Below are 17,183 nucleotides of genomic sequence, written 5' to 3' on the forward strand. Positions count from 1 at the left end.
AACAGACAAGACGACATCATGCCTCATCAGTTCAGCCTCGCCCAAACCGTTCGCAAACCCGCCGTCACGTCCAAGGGCGGCATCGTCGCCGCGCAATCGCGCAGGGCGGCCGAAGTGGGAGCGCAAGTGCTGGCGGCGGGCGGCGACTGCGTGGATGCGATCGTCGCGACCACCTTCGCGCTGAACGTGCTGGAGCCCTGGAACAGCGGTATCGGCGGCGGCGGTGCGATGGTGCTCTACCGCGCCAAGGAAAATCGCTACGAGGTGATCGACTACGGCATGTGTGCGCCGCAAAGCCTGCGCACCGCCGACTACCCCCTCAGCGGCGAGGGCGCTGCCTCCGATCTCTTCCCGTGGCCGCGGGTGAAGGACGATCGCAACATCCACGGCCCCGGCGCGGTCGCCGTGCCCGGCGTCGTCGCCGGCATGGAGGAGGCGCATCGCCACCACGCGAAGCTGCCGTGGAAGGATCTGGTCGCGCCGTCCGTCGCGCTCGCGGGCGAAGGCATGCTGGTCGATTGGTGGACCACGCTGACGATCGCGAACTCGGCCGCCGATCTCAGGCGCTACCCAGGAAGCGCAGCCACGTTCCTGAAGGACGGCCTGCCGCCGAGCGCGCCATGGGGCATCAAATCCGAGACGCGGCTGCGGCTGGACAATCTGAAGGCGACGCTGTCGCATCTTGCCGAAGCCGGCCCGCGCGATTTCTACCAGGGCGATCTCGCCAAGAGCATCGCCTCGGACATCAAGGCCGACGGCGGCTCGCTCTCGGTGGAGGATCTCGCCGCATTCCGCGCCCATCCGCGCGAGCCGCTGGCAATCCCCTATCGTGGCGGCAAGGTCATCGCGACGCCGGAACTCACGGCCGGACCGACGCTGGCGCATGCGCTGCGCCTGCTGCAGGAGAATCTGAAACCGGCAGGCGCGCCCGATGCGGCCGCCTATGGCGAATATGCGCTCGCCCTGCAAGCTGCCTATGCCGAACGGCTCAAGGACATGGGCGATGCCGCCGGCAAGCGCTCGCTCGGCGCGGAGTATCTCGCGCCGGCCTGCACCACGCATTTCTCCGTGGTCGACCGCGACGGCAACATCGCAGCGGTGACGCAGACGCTACTGTCGTCCTTCGGCTCGAAATACGTGACGCCGCACACCGGCATTGCCATGAACAACGGCATCATGTGGTTCGATCCGACGCCCGGCACCACCAACTCGCTCGCCCCCGGCAAGCGCTGCCTCACGAACTACACCCCTGTCATCGCCGAGGCCAGGGATGGCAAACGCCTCGCGATCGGTGCGTCCGGCGGCCGCCGCATCCTGCCGTCGGTGATGCAGCTCGCGTCGTTCGTGATGGATTTCGGCATGGACCTGGATGCCGCCATCCACCAGCCGCGCATCGACGCCAGCGAAGGCGCGATCGTGATCGGCGACGCCCGACTGCCGGCGGACGCCCGCAAGGCGCTCGCCGCGCGCTTCGACTACGAGGAGACCCAGGTGCAGGCCTTGCCGCAGAAATTCGCCTGCCCGAGCGTGGTGATGCGCGAGGGTGACGTCAATTCCGGCGCTGTCGAAATCTTCCAGCCCTGGGCCGATGCGGTGGCGGAAGGCTGAGCAGACTCGGTCAGCCGCGGGCTCCTTAACCTCTCCCGCAAGCGGGAGAGGGAGCGCACTTGCGTTACAGCAACAGTAAATCTATCCGCTTCAGATCCCCAGCCGGTCCCTGACACGCCCCGCGATCACGGCGGTCGTCACGCCAACGGGCCAGAACGCATGCATCGGGATCGGCTTGATGCCGGTGACGGGCATGTCGATCTCGGCCCTGGCGCCGCCGATCAGCCGGCGCGCGAGCTGGGCGCCCATCGCGGTCGAGAGCGCGACGCCGCGGCCATTGCAGCCGAGCGAGATCAGGACGCCCTCCGCGGGCTCGTGCACATGCGGGTAATGATCCCCGGTGATCGCGAGCCGGCTGTTCCAGCCATGGGTCCAAGCGACGCCCTTGAGCTGCGGCCATAGCCGCTCGGCATAGCGCATGAGATAGGCGACATCGTTCGGCGCGCTGATCCAGCGCATCGGGCCGCGGCCGCCCATCAAGAGCCGGTTATGCTGGTCGATGCGGTAATAGACGGTGATGTGGCCGCTTTCGTAGAGCACGGGGCGCGTCGGCATGATCGAACGGGCAACCTCGTCCGAGAGCGGCGCGGTGGCGGCGATCGACGAGAACACCGGCACGATGGTGCGGCGGAGCGCGGGCCAGAGGTCGTCGGTGAAACCGTTGGTGGCAAGCAGCACCTTGTCCGCATGCACGATCGCGCGCGGCGTCTCGATGCGCCAGCGACTGCCGTCGCGACGGAGCGACAGCGCCGGCGTTTCGCCGTGCACCTTCGCCCCTGCCGAGATCGCAGCGCGCGCGAGGCCGCGCGCGTAGCTGAGCGGGTGCAGATCGCCGCCGCGGCTGTCCAGCATACCGCCGATATAGCGGTCGGTGCCGGTCATCTCACGCAGCTGCTCGCGGTTCAGATAGGTCACGGGCATGCCGCGACGGATGCACTGCTTCGCGGTCGCCTCGATCGCAGCGGCGCTGGCCTCGTTATACGCCGTGCGCAGCGTGCCGTTCTGCCGCGCCTCGCACGGGATCTGGTAGCGGCGGATCAGATCGTGCGTGAAGTTCGTGGTGCCGTAGGCGAAGTCGATCATGCGGCGGCCGAGTTCGGCGCCGAAATCTGCTTCGATCTGGTCGGGATCGTGCTTCAAGCCGGGATTGGTGTGGCCGCCATTGTTGCCCGATGCGCCCCAGCCTGGCTCCTGCGCCTCCAGCACGAGGGCCTCGACACCCTGCTCCGCCAGATGCAGTGCCGTGGACAGGCCAGTGTAGCCGCCGCCGACAATCGCGACGGAGACGGTCTTGTCGACATCGAGCGGCGGCGTGGCGACCGGGGCGACGGCCGTGTCGGCATAGAGGGAGGGTGGCAGAGGCAGGCGCGCAGTCATGGCGAGGACCGATCAGAGCGGATGCAGCACGCGGCGCAGGAAATCCTGCGTGCGCGGATGCTGTGGTTGGTTGAGCAGCGCCTTGGCCGGCCCCTGCTCGACGATGACGCCGCCGTCGATGAACAGCACGCGGTCGGCAACGTCACGGGCAAAGCCCATCTCGTGGGTGACGACCACCATGGTCATGCCGTCGTCAGCGAGCTTGCGCATGACACCGAGGACGTCGCCGACGAGCTCGGGATCGAGCGCCGAGGTCGGCTCGTCGAACAGGATCGCCTTGGGCTGCATCGCCAGCGCCCGCGCAATCGCGACGCGCTGCTGCTGGCCGCCGGAGAGCTGCGGCGGATGCGCATCGGCCTTCTCGGCGAGGCCCACCTGCGCAAGCAGCGCGCGGCCACGCTCAAGCGCCTGCGCGCGGGCTTCCTTCTTGACGTAGAGCGGCCCCTCGATGACGTTTTCGAGCACTGTCCGATGCGGGAACAGGTTGAAGCGCTGGAACACCATCGAGACCTGGGTGCGAACCTTCACGATCGACGAGGCATCGCGATCGACCTTGAGGCCTTCGATACTGATCTCGCCGCGGTCGTAGCTTTCGAGCCCGTTGATGCAGCGCAGGATCGTCGACTTGCCCGAGCCGGACGGGCCGATGACGCAGACCACCTCGCCCTTCTGGACCGACGCCGTGATGCCCTTGAGCACCTCGTTCTGGCCGAAGCTCTTGTGGACGTCGTTGAGCTCGATCATTTCTTGCCGGCCCGCTTCTCGAAATGACGAACCAGCAGGATCAGCGGGATGCTCATGGTGAGATACATCAGCGCCACCATCGTGAACACGTTGGTGTTCTTGAAGGTCGAGGACGCGATCAGCTTGCCTTGCAGCGCGAGCTCCGCGACCGTGATGGTCGAGGCCTGCGAAGAATCCTTCAGCATCATGATCATGACGTTGCCGTAGGGAGGAAGCACGATCCGCACCGCCTGCGGCAGCACCACGCGGCGCATGGTCAGCCACCAGCCCATGCCGATCGACTGCGCCGCCTCGATCTGCCCCTTGTCAATCGCCTCGATGCCAGCGCGGAAGTTCTCCGCCTGGTAGGCCGAATAGGCGATGCCGAGCCCGAGGATCGCCGCCTGCAACGCGGACAGCGTGACGCCGAGATCTGGCATCACGAAGTACAGATAGAACAGCAGCACGATGATCGGGATGCCGCGGATCACGTTGATCAGGCTGGCGCTGAGCAGCGACAGCGCCTTGATGCCGGAGACCCGCATCATCGCCCAGACCAGGCCGAGCACCGTCGAGAGCAGCAGCGAGCCGATGGTGACGACGATCGTCAGTGCGACGCCGCTCATCAGGATCGGAAAGAACTCGACGGCGTCGTGCCAGAAGCCTTTCATCGGCAAGCCTTCACTAAAGACCCTTCATCGATCGGCCCTTGAGGATCAGCCCTGTGCCTTCAGGCCCCATTTGTCGAGGATCTTGTCGATGGTGCCGTTGGCCTTGAGCTTGGCCAGCGACGCGTTGATCTTGCCGAGCAGTGCGCTTTCGCCCTTGCGCACGCCGATGCCGACCGAGCCGACGGTGACGGGCTTGTAACCGTCGACGAGACGCACCTCGGGGAAACCGCCCTGCTTCAGATTGTAGGCGAGGATCGGATAGTCGGCGTAGCCGGCCTTGAGGCGGCCGGTGTTCACGTCGCGCAGGATGTCGGGAATGGTGTCGTACGCCTTCACGTCCGCGAACAGGCCGGACTTCTTCAACGCATCGACGAAGGCGGTGCCGACCTGGGCGCCGACCGTTTCGCCCTTCAGATCGTCCTGCGTCGCATAGGCCTTGGTGTCGGTCTTCGGCACCACGAGGCCTTCGCCATAGGTGTAGATCGGATCGGAGAAGTCGACGACTTCCTTGCGCGGCGCGGTGATGAACATCGCGGCGGCGATGATGTCGATCTTGCTCGAGGTCAGTGACGGGATCAGCGCCGAGAACTGCATCGGTTCGATCTGAACGTTGAAGCCGGCATCCTTGCCCACTTCAGTCACGAGATCGACCATGATGCCCTGGATCGTATTGGTCTTGGTGTCGAGGAAGGTGAAGGGAATGCCCGTCGGCGTCGAGCCGACCTTCAGCACCTGCTGCGCCGAAGCCGGCATAGCGGCCGAAATCGCGAGCGCCGCGACCGCGGCCAAACCAAAACGCTTCATCGCATTCCCCTTTGGGTCCGGCCGATGCGGCGCTCGCAAATGTCGTGATCGCAGACATTGCGGGCCGAGCCGTTTCGGCCTATTTTCACCAATATGAAAATTTGGTCACACTTTCGCGGGCGATGCAAGCGGTTTTCATGCACATGAAGGAAGCGGTTTGACGTGAGCGGTGGCAAAAGAATGCGCAAACCGGCCGCCGCGAAAGCGGTGAAGACGACGAAGGCTAGCGCGAAGCCGGCGGAGCCGGCAATGGACGTCGCAGTCGGCCGCCGCATCCGCGATCTCAGGCGGGTCAGGCAATTCTCGCTGGAGACGGTCGCCGCGCGCACCGAACTGTCGATCGGCTTCCTCAGCCAGATCGAGCGCGGCCTGTCGTCACCATCGCTGCGCGTGCTGGCAACGCTCGCCGACGTGCTCGGCGTCGGCATCGCCGCGCTGTTCGGCGCGAGCCCGAGCGCCGACGGAGCATCCGATCAGGTGGTAACGCGCGGGCTGCAGCGGCCGGAATTGAAGCTATGGCGCACCGGCGTCTCGAAGCAATTGCTGAGCCCGGCCAGCGCCGACAATAAGCTCAATTTGTTCCTTGTGCACCTGGAGCCCGGCGGCTCCACCGGCGACGAGCTCTACACCCATGACGGCGAGGAGGCCGGCCTCGTGCTCGACGGCGAGATGATGCTGACGGTGGACAGCGAGACGTGGTCGCTGAAGACGGGCGACAGTTTTCGCTTCGCGAGCCGGCGGCCGCACCGGTTTTCCAATCCGGCTGAGGATGCGAAGGCCGTGGTGCTGTGGGTGAATTGCGTGACGGGGGCGGGGTAGCTCCCGTCATTGCGAGCGCAGCGAAGCAATCCAGAATCCCTCCGCGGAGATAGTCTGGATTGCTTCGTCGCTGCGCTCCTCGCAATGACGAGGGATGGAGTCTTAGCCAAACCGGTGCTGATACCGATCCACCGTCAGCGCACTGACATCGACATCCGGCTTCTTGCCTGACAGCAAATCCGCGAGCACCCGGCCGGAGCCGCAGGACATGGTCCAGCCGAGCGTGCCGTGGCCGGTGTTGAGGTGGAGATTGGCGTACTTGGTCGCGCCGATCACGGGCGGGCCGTCCGGCGTCATCGGACGCAGGCCGCTCCAGAACGTCGCCTTGGCAAGATCGCCGCCGCGCGGGAACAGATCGGTCAGCGAGTGATCGAGCGTGGCGCGGCGGGCGTCGTAGAGCTTGGTCGAGAAGCCGGAGATTTCGGCGGTGCCGCCGACGCGGATGCGATTGCCGAGGCGGGTGATCGCGACCTTGTAGCTCTCGTCCATCACGGTCGATTCCGGCGCGCCCGAGGCGTCCTTGATCGGCACCGTGATCGAATAGCCCTTCACCGGATAGACCGGCAGCGAGATGCCGAGCGGCGCGACCATCTGCGACGAATAGCTGCCGAGCGCGAGCACGTAGGCGTCGGCCTGCAGCACGCCCGCACTGGTCGCGACACCGGTGACACGCGCGCCGTCGGTGACGATGCGGTCGATCCCGGTGTTGAGCAGGAAGCGTACGCCCAGCGCTTCGGCATGCTTGGCCAGCGCCTGCGTGAACATGTGGCAGTCGCCGGTCTCGTCCTGCGGCAGGCGAAGGCCGCCGACGAACTTCTCCTTCACGGCGGCGAGCGCCGGCTCGACTGCAATGCAACCCTCGCGGTTCAGCGTCTCGTAAGGCACGCCATACTGCTTGAGCACGGCGACGTCTTCGCCGGTGCCGTCGAGCTGGGCCTGGTAGCGGAACAGCTGCAGCGTGCCCTGCGCGCGCTCGTCATATTGAATGCCGATGTCGCGGCGCAGATCGCGCAGGCAATCGCGGCTGTATTCCGCGATCGGGATCATCCGGCTCTTGTTGACCGCGTAGCGCGTGCTGGTGCAATTGCGCAGCATTTTGGTGAGCCAGACCCACATCACGGGATCCAGCTTCGGCCGGATCACCAGCGGGCCATGCTTCATCAGCAGCCACTTGATCGCCTTCACCGGCACGCCGGGGCCGGCCCAGGGCGAGGAATAGCCGGGCGACACCTCGCCGGCATTGGCGAAAGAGGTCTCCAGTGCCGGCTCGGGCTGACGGTCGACGACCGTCACTTCATGGCCGGCACGCGCGAGGTAGTAGGCAGAGGTGACGCCGATGACACCGCTGCCGAGGATCAGAACTTTCACGCTACGTCAAACTCCCGCGGCATCACGCTCGCCGCTGCAAGGAAACAACTCGCAACGGCGAGAGCAATTATCAGGCCACCCGCTTGATGGCATCACCCAGGATCGAAACGATGTCGTCGATGTGGCTCTTCTCGACGATGAGCGGCGGCGACAGCGCGAAGCTATCGCCGCTCATGCGGAAGTAGAGCCCGCGATTGAAGCAGTCGACCATCACGTCGTAACCGCGCGCACCGACCGCGCCGTCGCGCGGCGACAGCTCGACCGCGCCCATCAAGCCGCAATTGCGGATGTCGATGACGTTGGGCAGGCCCTTTAGCGAATGCAGCGCGTCGCGCCAGTATTCGGCGATCGACGCACCGCGCGTGAGCAGGCCTTCGTCCTTGTAGATGTCGAGCGTCGCGATGCCGGCGGCGCAGGCGGTCGGGTGCGCCGAATAGGTGTAGCCGTGGAACAGCTCCATGACGTTCTCGGGGCCGATCATCATGGCGTCGTGCACCTTGCGATGCGCGAACACCGCGCCGCAGGGAATGGTGCCGTTGGTGATGCCCTTGGCCGTCGTCATCAGGTCCGGCGTGACGCCGAAGAAATTGGCGGCGAACGGCGTGCCGAGGCGGCCGAACCCGGTGATGACTTCGTCGAAGATCAGGAGGATGCCGTGCTTGTCGCAGATCTCGCGCAGGCGGTTGAGATAGCCCTTCGGCGGCGGCAGCACCGCGGTCGAGCCCGGCACCGGCTCGACGATGACGGCGGCGATCGTCTCGGCGCCGTGCAGGGCCACCAGACGCTCGAGATCGTCGGCGAGCTCGGCGCCATGCTCCGGCTGGTCCTTGGCGAAGGCGTTCCGGGTGAGATCATGGGTGTGGCGGATGTGGTCGACGCCCGGCAACAGGGTCGTGAAGGCGCGGCGGTTGGCGACCATGCCGCCGACCGAGGTGCCGCCGAAGCCGACGCCGTGATAGCCGCGCTCGCGGCCGATCAAACGGGTGCGGCTCGCCTGGCCATTGGCGCGGTGATAGGCGAGCGCGATCTTCAGCGCGGTATCGACCGACTCGGAGCCGGAGTTGGTGAAGAAGATGCGGTCGAGGCCCTTCGGCGCGATCTCGGCGAGGCGCTCGGCGAAATCGAATGCCAGTGGATGACCCATCTGGAACGACGGTGCGAAGTCCAGCGTCATCAGCTGCCGCTCGACCGCGGCGGCGATCTGCTTGCGGCCGTGGCCGGCATTGACGCACCAGAGGCCAGCGGAGCCGTCGATCACCTTGCGGCCGTCGACAGTGGTGTAATGCATGCCCTCGGCGGAAGAGAACAGGCGCGGCGCCTTCTTGAACTGCCGGTTGGCCGTGAATGGCATCCAGAACGAGTCGGTCTTGATGGTGTTCGGAATCTGATGAAGGGTCACGGGCCACGCTCCTTTGCTGACCTGACAGCAGAGGCACGGCTTCGGAACCGCAACAAGTCCTTTTCTGGTAAGCTGCAAGCCATTGATTTAACTGGGGCTGCAGGTCCATATTTGCGCGATCCGCAACACCTGCAACAGGGACCAGGGGCATGAGCGTCGACATCGGTGGACGGCTGCGATTCATCCGGGCGCACCACAAGCTGTCGCAGCGGGAACTCGCCAAGCGCGCCGGCGTCACCAATTCGACGATCTCGCTGATCGAATCCAACCAGATGAACCCCTCGGTCGGCGCGCTCAAGCGCATCCTCGACGGCATCCCGATGGGGCTCGCCGAGTTCTTCGCCCTGGAGCCGGAGAGCCGCCGCAAGATCTTCTACCGCTCCGAAGAGCTGACCGAGGTCGGCAAGAAGCCGATCTCGTACCGGCAGATCGGCGACAATCTGTTCGGCCGCAGCCTGCAGATCCTGAAGGAACGCTACGAGCCCGGCAGCGACACCGGGCGCGTTCACCTCGTCCATGACGGCGAGGAAGGCGGCATCGTCATCTCCGGCAAGCTCGAAGTCACCGTCGAGGACGAACGCCGCATCCTCAATCCCGGCGATGCCTATTATTTCGAGAGCCGCCGCCCGCATCGCTTCCGCTGCGTCGGCGGCAAGCCGTGCGAGGTGATCTCGGCCTGCACGCCGCCGACGTTTTGAATTTCGTCCGCGTTATCCGGGATCCTACGGAGTCCCCCGGTGTCTTACGGAGCTTGACGCAGCTCAATTTCCACGCGCGAAACCTCTATATGTTGCGAGCCGTAGCCGAGAGGCATTCCGGGGCCGCTTCGCAACGAGGCTCGCAGATGAAGATCACACTCGCCAATGCTGAAGCCGCACTCGACGAAGTGCTGCGCGACACCGACAAGCTCCATTCACGGGAGCTGCGCAAGGTCATCGCCGAGTATATCGAGACGCAGCGCGAGGCGCTGAAGGCTCTCCGCAAGAAGCTGCATTGACGGCACGCGGCGGAGCGAGACGGTCTCGCCCCGCCTGCTGCCTCAAAGCTGCGTCAGCAAGTCCTCGATCCGGATCGGGAAACGACGCACCCGCACGCCGGTCGCATGCCAGACCGCATTGGCGACCGCGCCGGCGCTGCCGGTGATCCCGATCTCCCCGACGCCCTTGATGCCGAGCGCATTGACATGCGGATCGTGCTCCTCGACCGTGATCACATCGAGCGGCGGCACATCGGCATTCACGGGGATGTGGTACTCGCCGAGATTGGCGTTCATGATCCGCCCGCTGCGGCGGTCGGTGACGGCCTCCTCATGCAGCGCGAAGGACATGCCCCAGATCATGCCGCCGAACAGCTGGCTCTGCACCATGCGCGGATTGACGATACGTCCCGCCGCGAAGGCGCCGACCATGCGGCTGACGCGGATTTGGCCGAGCTCGGGATCGACCTTCACCTCCGCGAACACAGCGCCATGCGCGTGCATCGCATACTCCTCCATCGCCGCGGGGTTCGGCGCGCCGGTGCCGCGCGCCTCGACCTCGGCGAAGCCGGCCCGTGCGAGAATCTCGACGTAGCTTTCGCCGCGGCTCTCGTCGTCGCGCCGGATCAACCTGCCGTCACGCGCGATCACGCCGGCATTCCCCGCGCCGAACAGCGGCGAGCGCTCGTCGCCGGTCGCGAGATCGGCGAGCTTTGCGACCACGGCCGCACCGGCGCTATGGATCGCCGCGCCCGCGGTCGCGGTGTGTGCGGAGCCGCCGGCGATGCCGGCATCGGGCAGGTCGGACGTGCCGGCCTTGAACTCGACGCGGTCGATATCGAGACCGAGTTCATCGGCCGCGATCTGGGCGAGCGCCGTCCACGCGCCCTGCCCCATGTCATGCGCCCCGATCTCCATCGCCCCGCTGCCGTCGCGCCGGATCACCGCGCGCGCCTCGGCCTGGAACATCAACGCCGGGAAGGTCGCTGTACCCATGCCCCAGCCGACCAGGAGGCCGGCATCGTCGCGCATCTGCCGCGGCTGCAGCGACCGCTTCGACCAGCCGAACCGCGCTGCACCCTGCTCGTAGCAGGCGCGCAGGGCCTTCGACGAAAACGGTTTTCCCGTGATCGGCTCGACCTCGGCATAGTTCTTTAAGCGGAAGGCAAGCGGATCGATGCCGCACGCCCAGGCCATCTCGTCGATCGCGCTCTCCAGCGCGATGGAGCCTGTCGCCTCGCCCGGCGCGCGCATGAACAGCGGCGTGCCGGTGTTGACGCGCACGGCGTCGTGCGAGGTGCGGATCGAAGGCGCCGCATAGAGCGTATGCGAGGCATCGGCGGCAGGCTCGTAGAAGTCGTCGAACGTGCTCGACACCGTTCTCGCATGATGATCGAGCGCGGTCAGGCGTCCCTCGCTGTCAGTGCCGATGCGCAGCCGCTGACGCGTCGGCGCGCGGTGGCCGACCGGGCCATACATCTGCTCGCGGCGCAGTACGAGCTTGACCGGCTTGCCGACCAGCTTTGCCGCCATGAGACCGAGGACCGGGGGGCCCGCCATCAATCCCTTGGAGCCGAAGCCGCCGCCGAGAAAGGGGCTGCGGATGTGGATCTTGTCATGCGCGATGCCGAACAGCTCGGCAACGCGCGCGAGCGACAGCATGAGACCCTGGGTCGGCATGTCGATTTGCACATTGTCGCCGTCCCAGGCAGCCACGATCGCATGCGGCTCCATGGCGTTGTGATATTGCGGCGGCGTCTCGTAAACCGCGTCGATCTGCTTGTCGGCCGCGGCAAGGCCCGCCTCGACATCGCCGCGGTGGTTCTCCGTGGGATTGCCGACACCGACGACCGGCGGCACGAAACTTTCGCCGGCGTCGAGTCCGACGAGCGCAGGCAGCACCTCATAACGCGGCGCCAGCAGCACCGCGCCTTCCGTCGCCGCCTCCAGCGTTTCGGCGATCACGACGGCGATGGGCTGGTTGGCGTAACGGACCTCATTGCTCTGCAAGACCTCCATCCGGAACACGAACGGATTGGTCTTGATCTCGGGATCGATGGCGAGCTGTGGCTTGTGGTCCGGCGTCATGACGTCGACGACGCCGGGATGGCGCTTGGCCGCGGCGACATCGAGCGAGGTCACGCGGCCGTGCGCGATGCTGGCGGCCGCGATCACGGCGAACAGCATCCCGGGCGGGTGATTGTCGGCGGCATAGGTCGCCTGCCCCCTGACCTTGAAGACGCCGTCGCGGCGGGTCAGCGGCTGGCCGATGCTCGAGCCGTGGCGCAGATGGGCGGGAGCGCTGGTGAGATTGAGCTCAGGCATGGATGGCTCCGGAGGTCGAGGCAAAGGGAGACGCCGGCAGCGCGGGAATGCGCGCGGGCGTGCCGGCGGCGGCGAGAGTCAGCGCGCGCACGACGATGCGGCGCGCGAGCTCGATCTTGAAGGCGTTGTCGCCGGACGGCTTTGCGTCGGTGAGCGCACGCCAAGCGGCTTCCTGAAAAGCGTCAGCTGTGGGGGCGACGCCCCTAAGCACGTCCTCCGCGGCGCGTGCGCGCCAGGGCTTTGCAGCGACACCGCCGAGCGCAAGCCGCACCTCGGCGATCTTGCCGTTCTCGATCTGCAACGCAGCGGCAGCCGAGACGACAGCGAAGGCATAAGACGTGCGCTCGCGAACCTTGAGGTAGCGCGCATGCCCCGCGAAGCCGCGCGCGGCAGGCGGCAGACGCACCGCGACGATGAGATCGCCGGGCTCCAGCGCGAAGTCTCGCTCGGGCGTATCGCCCGGCAGGCGATGCAACGCATCGAGGGCGATCTCGCGGCGGCCGTTCCTCCCCTCGATCTCGACGATGGCGTCGAGCGCGAGCAGCGGAACGCAGAAGTCCGACGGATTGGTCGCGATGCAGCTCTCGCTCCAGCCGAGCACGGCGTGGGTGCGGTTCTCGCCGTCGCGGGCGTCGCAGCCAGAGCCGGCCTCACGCTTGTTGCAACGGCTGGCCGTGTCGTAGAAATACGCGCAGCGCGTCCGTTGCAGGAGATTGCCGCCGACGGTGGCGGCATTGCGCAGTTGCGCCGAGGCGCCAGAGAGCAGCGCTTCGGCGACGGCCGGATAGGACCTTGCAAAGCCAGCATCATGAGCGAGATCCGCGTTGCTCACGAGCGCGCCGATGCGCAATGACCCGTCGGAGAGCGTTTCGATCTGATCGAGCCCGTCGAGATGTGTGACATCGACCAGACGATCCGGCCGGCTCACGCCGCCCTTCATCAGATCGAGCAGATTGGTGCCGGCGGCAAGATAGACAGCGCCCGGCTGGGTGGCGGCGGCGACGGCTTCGGCAACCGTGGCGGGCCTGACATAGTCGAACTGTTTCATGCGGAGCGCCTCTGGTTGGATTCATCGGCGCCGGCCTGCGCTTCGAGCACGGCATCGACGATGCCGGCATAGGCGCCGCAGCGGCAGAGATTGCCGCTCATGCATTCGCGGATGCGCTCGGGGTCGTTGCCGGCCTGGGCCTCCTGCATCATGCCGATCGCGCTCATGATCTGGCCTGGCGTGCAGAAGCCGCACTGGAATCCGTCATGGGCGATGAAGGCTGCCTGCACCGGATGAAGCTGGTCGCCGCGCGCAACACCTTCGATGGTCAGGATGTCGGCGCCGTCGTGGCTGACGGCGAGGGCGAGGCAGGAATTGATCCGCTTGCCGTCGACGAGAATGGTGCAGGCGCCGCACTGGCCGCGGTCGCATCCCTTCTTGGTTCCGGTCAGATCGAGGCGCTCACGCAGGAGATCGAGCAGCGTGACGCGCGGATCGTCGAGGACGAAGTCGCGCCGCGCACCGTTCACGGTGAGGCTGATGGAGTGGTTCATACAAGGCTCCGATCAGATATGGACATGAGTCGTCGGCCAGCGTGCCACCTCCGTGGCCGCCGTCGACATGTGTCGGCGAGGCAGAGCCCGGCCAACATCCCAGCGAAGATACGGAGGCACCCTCCGCTTAACAAGGGCTGCCGCTAAATATTTGGAATTCGTCAAAAGCCCGTGCGCCACCAACGCGATGGAGCCCGGCAAGGGTTCAATCTAACCAATTCGTGATCTACATTGCCGGCATGGACGACCACACCGACCAGACCCGGAAGCCCCGCGCCGACGCCGTGCGTAACCGCGAGCGCGTGCTCGAAGCGGCCAAGGCCGTGTTCAACGCCGGTGGCCCCGAGGCGAGCCTGGAGGCCGTGGCAAAGCGCGCCGGCGTCGGCATCGGCACGCTCTACCGGCATTTTCCGACGCGCGAGGATCTGTTCGAGGCGGTGTACCGGCGCGAGGTCGAGCAGCTCAGCGAGCTCGCCGAGCAGTTGAAGAACGCCAAGGATCCGGTCGACGCACTGCGGCGCTGGCTGCGCTCCAACGTCGAATTCGTTGCCACGAAAAAAGGCATGTCGGCGGCGCTGGCGCTGACGTTCCAGAGTTCCTCGGAACTCGCGGCGTTCTCGATGGACCGGCTGACCAAGGCGATCGGTTCGCTGCTCGACCGCGCGGTTGCAGCCGGCCAGATGCGTGGCGACGTCAGCCCGGAGGACCTGCTGCGGGCTCTCGTCGGCATGTGCTACATGCACGACCAGCCCGGCTGGCAATCGTCGGTGCTGCGCATGCTCGACGTGTTCGTGGACGGGCTGCGGGTGCAGCCCGCCGCCAGGGCCAGGCCCCGCACAGCCAGATCCGCGAAGCCGGCGGTGAAACGCAAGCGATAGCGCGCCCGTATTTCCAAAAGGCCATGCTAGGATCGGCATCGCCGGGATTTCAACGCGGAGCCTGTCATGCGCATCGCCGCCCTGCTCGTCACTATCAGCGTCATCTTCAGCTCCGTCGCGGCATACGCCGACGACGTCACCGCGGCACAAGGCGTCATCCGCGCCCAGGAACAGGCCTTTGCGCGCGATGATGCGGCCGGAGCCTATTCCCATGCCGCGCCGGCGATCCGGGAGATCTTCCCCGCGCCGGACATCTTCATGTCGATGGTGCAGAACGGTTACGCGCCGGTCTACCGGCACAAGAGCTTCGAGTTCGGCGACAGCAAAAGCGAAGGCGGCTCGATCTCGCAGCACGTTCACATCGTCGATGCCAATGGTGAGGCCTGGGAGGCGCTCTATACGCTCGAGTTGCAGCCGAATGGCAGCTACAAGATCACCGGCTGCTCGCTATTGAAGGTGGGACGGGAAGTCTAGGTCGCAAAACCCGGTCCGGCCTTGACCGCGTTCATCCGCGACCGGATCAGCAGCGTCACGACGATGCCAATGTTGAGCGCGTTCCATGCCACGCCGTTGGCGAAGGCTGCAGCATACGAGCCGGTGGCATCGAAGATGATGCCGGAGACCCAGCCGCCGAACGACATGCCGAATACCGACGCAAAGATCACGATGCCGACGCGGGTCGCAGCCTCGCTCGCCGGCATCGCCTCGCGCACGATGATGGCGTAGCTCGGCACGATGCCGCCCTGGAACAGGCCGAACATCGCGGAAATGATGTAGAGCGAGGTGAGGCTGTCGAAGAACAGATAGAACACCAGCGCAAAGCCTTGCGCCAACGCCCCGACCAGCAGCGTGCGGATGCCGCCGATCTTGTCGGCGAGATAGCCCGAGCCGATCCGGCTGACGATGCCGCAGGCCATCATCAGCGACAGCATCTCGGCACCGCGCGCCACGCCATAGCCGAGGTCGCCGCAATAGGCGACGATATGCACCTGCGGCATCGCCATCGCGACGCAGCAGGAGATGCTGGCGATCGAGAGCAGCACCGTCAGCGTGTTGGTCGAAAGCTTCAGATCGACCCGTGGCGGCGGCGCATTGGCGTGGTCGTGGACCTTGTCGTCGCCGATCTGCGCGCGCAGGACCAGCACGAGGATGGTCATCAGGCTGACGCAGACGAGGGCGATCCCGACATGGGTGTAGCGCCAGCCGATCGTCGCCATCCCCGTGCTGATAAGCGGCGGCCACATCGTGCCGGCGACATAATTGCCGCTCGCGACGATGGTCACGGCGAGCCCGCGATAGCGCTCGAACCAGTGCGAAGCCTCTGCCATCAGCGGCGCGAAGGTCGCCGACGTGCCGAGCCCGATCAGGAAATACGCCGCGACGAACTGCCAGAGCTGGGTCGAGAGCCCTGCCAGCACATTGGCGACGCCCAGAAACGCGATGCTGATCGCCATCGCCGGCACAATACCGAACTTGTCGGTGATCTTGCCCGCGATCACACCGCCGAGCCCGAAGCCGAACATCATCAGCGTGAACGCCAGCGACACCGCGCCGCGCGTGGCGGCGAATTCGGTCTGCACCACGGGAATCACGACCACCACCGCCCACATGCCGACGCCGCCGATCGAGCCGATCAGAAGCGCAATGACAAGGCGCACCCAGGCCTGACGCGAATCAGGGGTGAATGTTTCAGGTATTTGTCCGGGGTGATTTGGTGCGTGCACGGCGCGAACCATGTTCGCTGATCGCCCTGCGGTCAAGCATCGTGCCGCGATATTGGGCATGCGCGGTGCACTGCGGTAAGAAGAGCTTGGCGAAATGGCGTTTTGCCATTAGTTTGCAATCTGCGTGTGCAACATTGCCGCGCATTGGGCCAATCGACGGTATGTTGCTGCAATTGACGCGATCGATGCGGATCAGGGTGGGGCGGATCATCGCCCTCGCCTATCTGTTCTGCGTGCTCGCGCCGGCGGCAAGCCTCGCCTGGGGCGCCGGTGCGGCGCCATGCCTCGACGGCGCAATCCTCGCCGACCTGGTACCGGCGCATCATCAGATGCAGGCCGACCACATGCCTGGCGTCGCGTCGCATGACCATTCGGGACCGCACGCGCATCACCAGATCGCCGCGCAGGACGCACCGGTCCAGCATCATCATGACGACAAGGGCAAAGCGGGCCCCTGCTGCGCGATGATGTGCGTCAGCGCGCTGCCGGCCGATCTGCCTGCCGTCGCCAAGCCGGTCCTGCCCATCTCCGCCTGCGCGCCGGATATCGTTGTGAGTCTCCACAGCGAGGCGCCGCCCCTGCTCTACCGCCCTCCCATCGCCTGACCTGACAAGAGGAATTGAGGCTCCGCGCGTCCGCGCGCGTGCGCCTTTGGTCTTCGGACAGATCAGGGATCAATCATGATTACGCTTCTCGGGGCGGAGTTCGCCGCTGCATCGACAGCGCGTGGACGACACTTCCTATCCTGTTGCCTGCTGGCCGCGGCCGCGCTGGCGCTCACTGGCTGCATACCGGCAACGACGTACGTGGCCACCGCCGACCCTGCCGATCCCGCGGCCAAGGTCGCGGCTGCCGGCTATCGGTCGACGATCGCGCCTTACACCGGCCTGCGGCCTGCGGCGCCGGCACCATGGCGCGACCGCAACGACGCCGTTACGCCGCAGCCGAAGCAAGACCGGTAGGCGCGCG

General features: G+C 66.1%; 18 protein-coding genes. 8 read left to right on the plus strand and 10 right to left on the minus strand.

The window, feature by feature from the left end; genetic code table 11:
* Positions 1-18 precede the first annotated feature (18 nt).
* Positions 19-1,608, plus strand: a complete 1,590-nt coding sequence (locus FNV92_RS28870; RefSeq protein WP_143843559.1) for a gamma-glutamyltransferase family protein — start codon at positions 19-21, stop codon at positions 1,606-1,608.
* Between the two features lie 90 nt (positions 1,609-1,698).
* Here the strand turns inward: FNV92_RS28870 and FNV92_RS28875 are convergent, their stop codons facing one another.
* The 4 genes from FNV92_RS28875 to FNV92_RS28890 are packed head-to-tail and all read right to left on the minus strand — an operon-like array spanning position 1,699 to position 5,183.
* Positions 1,699-2,985 (minus strand): NAD(P)/FAD-dependent oxidoreductase, encoded by a 1,287-nt coding sequence (locus FNV92_RS28875; RefSeq protein WP_143843558.1) that lies wholly within the window; start codon positions 2,983-2,985, stop codon positions 1,699-1,701.
* Positions 2,986-2,997: 12 nt separating this feature from the next.
* Complete coding sequence (locus FNV92_RS28880) at positions 2,998-3,729, minus strand: amino acid ABC transporter ATP-binding protein (protein ID WP_143843557.1); 732 nt, start codon at positions 3,727-3,729, stop codon at positions 2,998-3,000.
* A complete protein-coding gene (locus FNV92_RS28885; protein ID WP_143843556.1) occupies positions 3,726-4,379 on the minus strand; it encodes an amino acid ABC transporter permease in 654 nt (217 codons plus the stop codon). The genes FNV92_RS28880 and FNV92_RS28885 overlap by 4 nt, the downstream gene beginning before the upstream one ends.
* Positions 4,380-4,424: 45 nt before the next feature.
* On the minus strand, positions 4,425-5,183 hold the full coding sequence (locus FNV92_RS28890; protein ID WP_143843555.1) for an ABC transporter substrate-binding protein: 759 nt from the start codon (positions 5,181-5,183) through the stop codon (positions 4,425-4,427).
* Between the two features lie 180 nt (positions 5,184-5,363).
* Between FNV92_RS28890 and FNV92_RS28895 the strand changes: the two genes are divergently transcribed.
* Entirely contained in the window at positions 5,364-6,002 is a 639-nt protein-coding gene (locus FNV92_RS28895) for a helix-turn-helix domain-containing protein (RefSeq protein ID WP_168213514.1), read from the plus strand.
* A 102-nt stretch (positions 6,003-6,104) separates the two neighbouring features.
* On the opposite strand, the gene FNV92_RS28900 is transcribed toward FNV92_RS28895, so the two are convergent.
* Positions 6,105-7,370 (minus strand): D-amino acid dehydrogenase, encoded by a 1,266-nt coding sequence (locus FNV92_RS28900; RefSeq protein WP_143843553.1) that lies wholly within the window; start codon positions 7,368-7,370, stop codon positions 6,105-6,107.
* Positions 7,371-7,440: 70 nt separating this feature from the next.
* On the minus strand, positions 7,441-8,769 hold the full coding sequence (gene aptA / locus FNV92_RS28905) for an omega-aminotransferase AptA (protein ID WP_015688263.1): 1,329 nt from the start codon (positions 8,767-8,769) through the stop codon (positions 7,441-7,443).
* A gap of 149 nt (positions 8,770-8,918) precedes the next feature.
* Between aptA and FNV92_RS28910 the strand changes: the two genes are divergently transcribed.
* Together FNV92_RS28910 and FNV92_RS28915 are read left to right on the plus strand one after the other, a co-directional pair.
* Positions 8,919-9,467 carry a cupin domain-containing protein gene (locus FNV92_RS28910; protein WP_015688264.1) on the plus strand — a complete coding sequence of 183 codons (549 nt, stop codon included), beginning with the start codon at positions 8,919-8,921 and terminating at the stop codon, positions 9,465-9,467.
* A 146-nt stretch (positions 9,468-9,613) separates the two neighbouring features.
* Complete coding sequence (locus FNV92_RS28915) at positions 9,614-9,766, plus strand: hypothetical protein (RefSeq protein WP_015688265.1); 153 nt, start codon at positions 9,614-9,616, stop codon at positions 9,764-9,766.
* A 42-nt stretch (positions 9,767-9,808) separates the two neighbouring features.
* Here the strand turns inward: FNV92_RS28915 and FNV92_RS28920 are convergent, their stop codons facing one another.
* From FNV92_RS28920 to FNV92_RS28930, 3 genes are read right to left on the minus strand one after another with little or no spacing between them, the layout of a single operon-like run.
* Complete coding sequence (locus FNV92_RS28920; protein ID WP_143843552.1) at positions 9,809-12,070, minus strand: xanthine dehydrogenase family protein molybdopterin-binding subunit; 2,262 nt, start codon at positions 12,068-12,070, stop codon at positions 9,809-9,811.
* Positions 12,063-13,118, minus strand: a complete 1,056-nt coding sequence (locus tag FNV92_RS28925) for an FAD binding domain-containing protein (protein WP_143843551.1) — start codon at positions 13,116-13,118, stop codon at positions 12,063-12,065. The genes FNV92_RS28920 and FNV92_RS28925 overlap by 8 nt, the downstream gene beginning before the upstream one ends.
* Entirely contained in the window at positions 13,115-13,612 is a 498-nt protein-coding gene (locus tag FNV92_RS28930; RefSeq protein ID WP_015688268.1) for a (2Fe-2S)-binding protein, read from the minus strand. Before FNV92_RS28930 ends, FNV92_RS28925 begins: the two co-directional genes overlap by 4 nt.
* Positions 13,613-13,851: 239 nt before the next feature.
* On the opposite strand from FNV92_RS28930, the gene FNV92_RS28935 reads away from it, so the two are divergent.
* On the plus strand, positions 13,852-14,490 hold the full coding sequence (locus FNV92_RS28935) for a TetR/AcrR family transcriptional regulator (RefSeq protein ID WP_186355525.1): 639 nt from the start codon (positions 13,852-13,854) through the stop codon (positions 14,488-14,490).
* 66 nt (positions 14,491-14,556) lie between these two features.
* Complete coding sequence (locus tag FNV92_RS28940; protein WP_143843549.1) at positions 14,557-14,964, plus strand: DUF4864 domain-containing protein; 408 nt, start codon at positions 14,557-14,559, stop codon at positions 14,962-14,964.
* On the opposite strand, the gene FNV92_RS28945 is transcribed toward FNV92_RS28940, so the two are convergent.
* Positions 14,961-16,226: an MFS transporter gene (locus tag FNV92_RS28945; RefSeq protein ID WP_143843548.1), complete on the minus strand. Its 1,266-nt coding sequence runs from the start codon at positions 16,224-16,226 to the stop codon at positions 14,961-14,963. The genes FNV92_RS28940 and FNV92_RS28945 overlap by 4 nt on opposite strands.
* Between FNV92_RS28945 and FNV92_RS28950 the strand changes: the two genes are divergently transcribed.
* Positions 16,175-16,819 (plus strand): hypothetical protein, encoded by a 645-nt coding sequence (locus tag FNV92_RS28950; protein WP_244623835.1) that lies wholly within the window; start codon positions 16,175-16,177, stop codon positions 16,817-16,819. The two genes, FNV92_RS28945 and FNV92_RS28950, sit on opposite strands and share 52 nt — an antisense overlap.
* A 75-nt stretch (positions 16,820-16,894) precedes the next feature.
* On the plus strand, positions 16,895-17,176 hold the full coding sequence (locus tag FNV92_RS28955) for a hypothetical protein (RefSeq protein ID WP_143843547.1): 282 nt from the start codon (positions 16,895-16,897) through the stop codon (positions 17,174-17,176).
* Positions 17,177-17,183 lie beyond the last annotated feature (7 nt).

This window comes from Bradyrhizobium cosmicum (genome assembly GCF_007290395.2).
Taxonomy (GTDB): Bacteria; Pseudomonadota; Alphaproteobacteria; order Rhizobiales; family Xanthobacteraceae; genus Bradyrhizobium; species Bradyrhizobium cosmicum.

Excerpts from the sequence above, each read along its gene's own strand:
- FNV92_RS28870 (WP_143843559.1), top strand. The coding sequence starts at position 19 with ATGCCTCATCAGTTCAGCCTCGCCCAAACCGTTCGCAAACCCGCCGTC.
- FNV92_RS28875 (WP_143843558.1), bottom strand. The coding sequence starts at position 2,985 with ATGACTGCGCGCCTGCCTCTGCCACCCTCCCTCTATGCCGACACGGCC.
- FNV92_RS28880 (WP_143843557.1), bottom strand. The coding sequence starts at position 3,729 with ATGATCGAGCTCAACGACGTCCACAAGAGCTTCGGCCAGAACGAGGTG.
- FNV92_RS28885 (WP_143843556.1), bottom strand. The coding sequence starts at position 4,379 with ATGAAAGGCTTCTGGCACGACGCCGTCGAGTTCTTTCCGATCCTGATG.
- FNV92_RS28890 (WP_143843555.1), bottom strand. The coding sequence starts at position 5,183 with ATGAAGCGTTTTGGTTTGGCCGCGGTCGCGGCGCTCGCGATTTCGGCC.
- FNV92_RS28895 (WP_168213514.1), top strand. The coding sequence starts at position 5,364 with ATGCGCAAACCGGCCGCCGCGAAAGCGGTGAAGACGACGAAGGCTAGC.
- FNV92_RS28910 (WP_015688264.1), top strand. The coding sequence starts at position 8,919 with ATGAGCGTCGACATCGGTGGACGGCTGCGATTCATCCGGGCGCACCAC.
- FNV92_RS28915 (WP_015688265.1), top strand. The coding sequence starts at position 9,614 with ATGAAGATCACACTCGCCAATGCTGAAGCCGCACTCGACGAAGTGCTG.
- FNV92_RS28920 (WP_143843552.1), bottom strand. The coding sequence starts at position 12,070 with ATGCCTGAGCTCAATCTCACCAGCGCTCCCGCCCATCTGCGCCACGGC.
- FNV92_RS28925 (WP_143843551.1), bottom strand. The coding sequence starts at position 13,118 with ATGAAACAGTTCGACTATGTCAGGCCCGCCACGGTTGCCGAAGCCGTC.
- FNV92_RS28930 (WP_015688268.1), bottom strand. The coding sequence starts at position 13,612 with ATGAACCACTCCATCAGCCTCACCGTGAACGGTGCGCGGCGCGACTTC.
- FNV92_RS28935 (WP_186355525.1), top strand. The coding sequence starts at position 13,852 with ATGGACGACCACACCGACCAGACCCGGAAGCCCCGCGCCGACGCCGTG.
- FNV92_RS28940 (WP_143843549.1), top strand. The coding sequence starts at position 14,557 with ATGCGCATCGCCGCCCTGCTCGTCACTATCAGCGTCATCTTCAGCTCC.
- FNV92_RS28950 (WP_244623835.1), top strand. The coding sequence starts at position 16,175 with ATGTTTCAGGTATTTGTCCGGGGTGATTTGGTGCGTGCACGGCGCGAA.
- FNV92_RS28945 (WP_143843548.1), bottom strand. The coding sequence starts at position 16,226 with ATGGTTCGCGCCGTGCACGCACCAAATCACCCCGGACAAATACCTGAA.
- FNV92_RS28955 (WP_143843547.1), top strand. The coding sequence starts at position 16,895 with ATGATTACGCTTCTCGGGGCGGAGTTCGCCGCTGCATCGACAGCGCGT.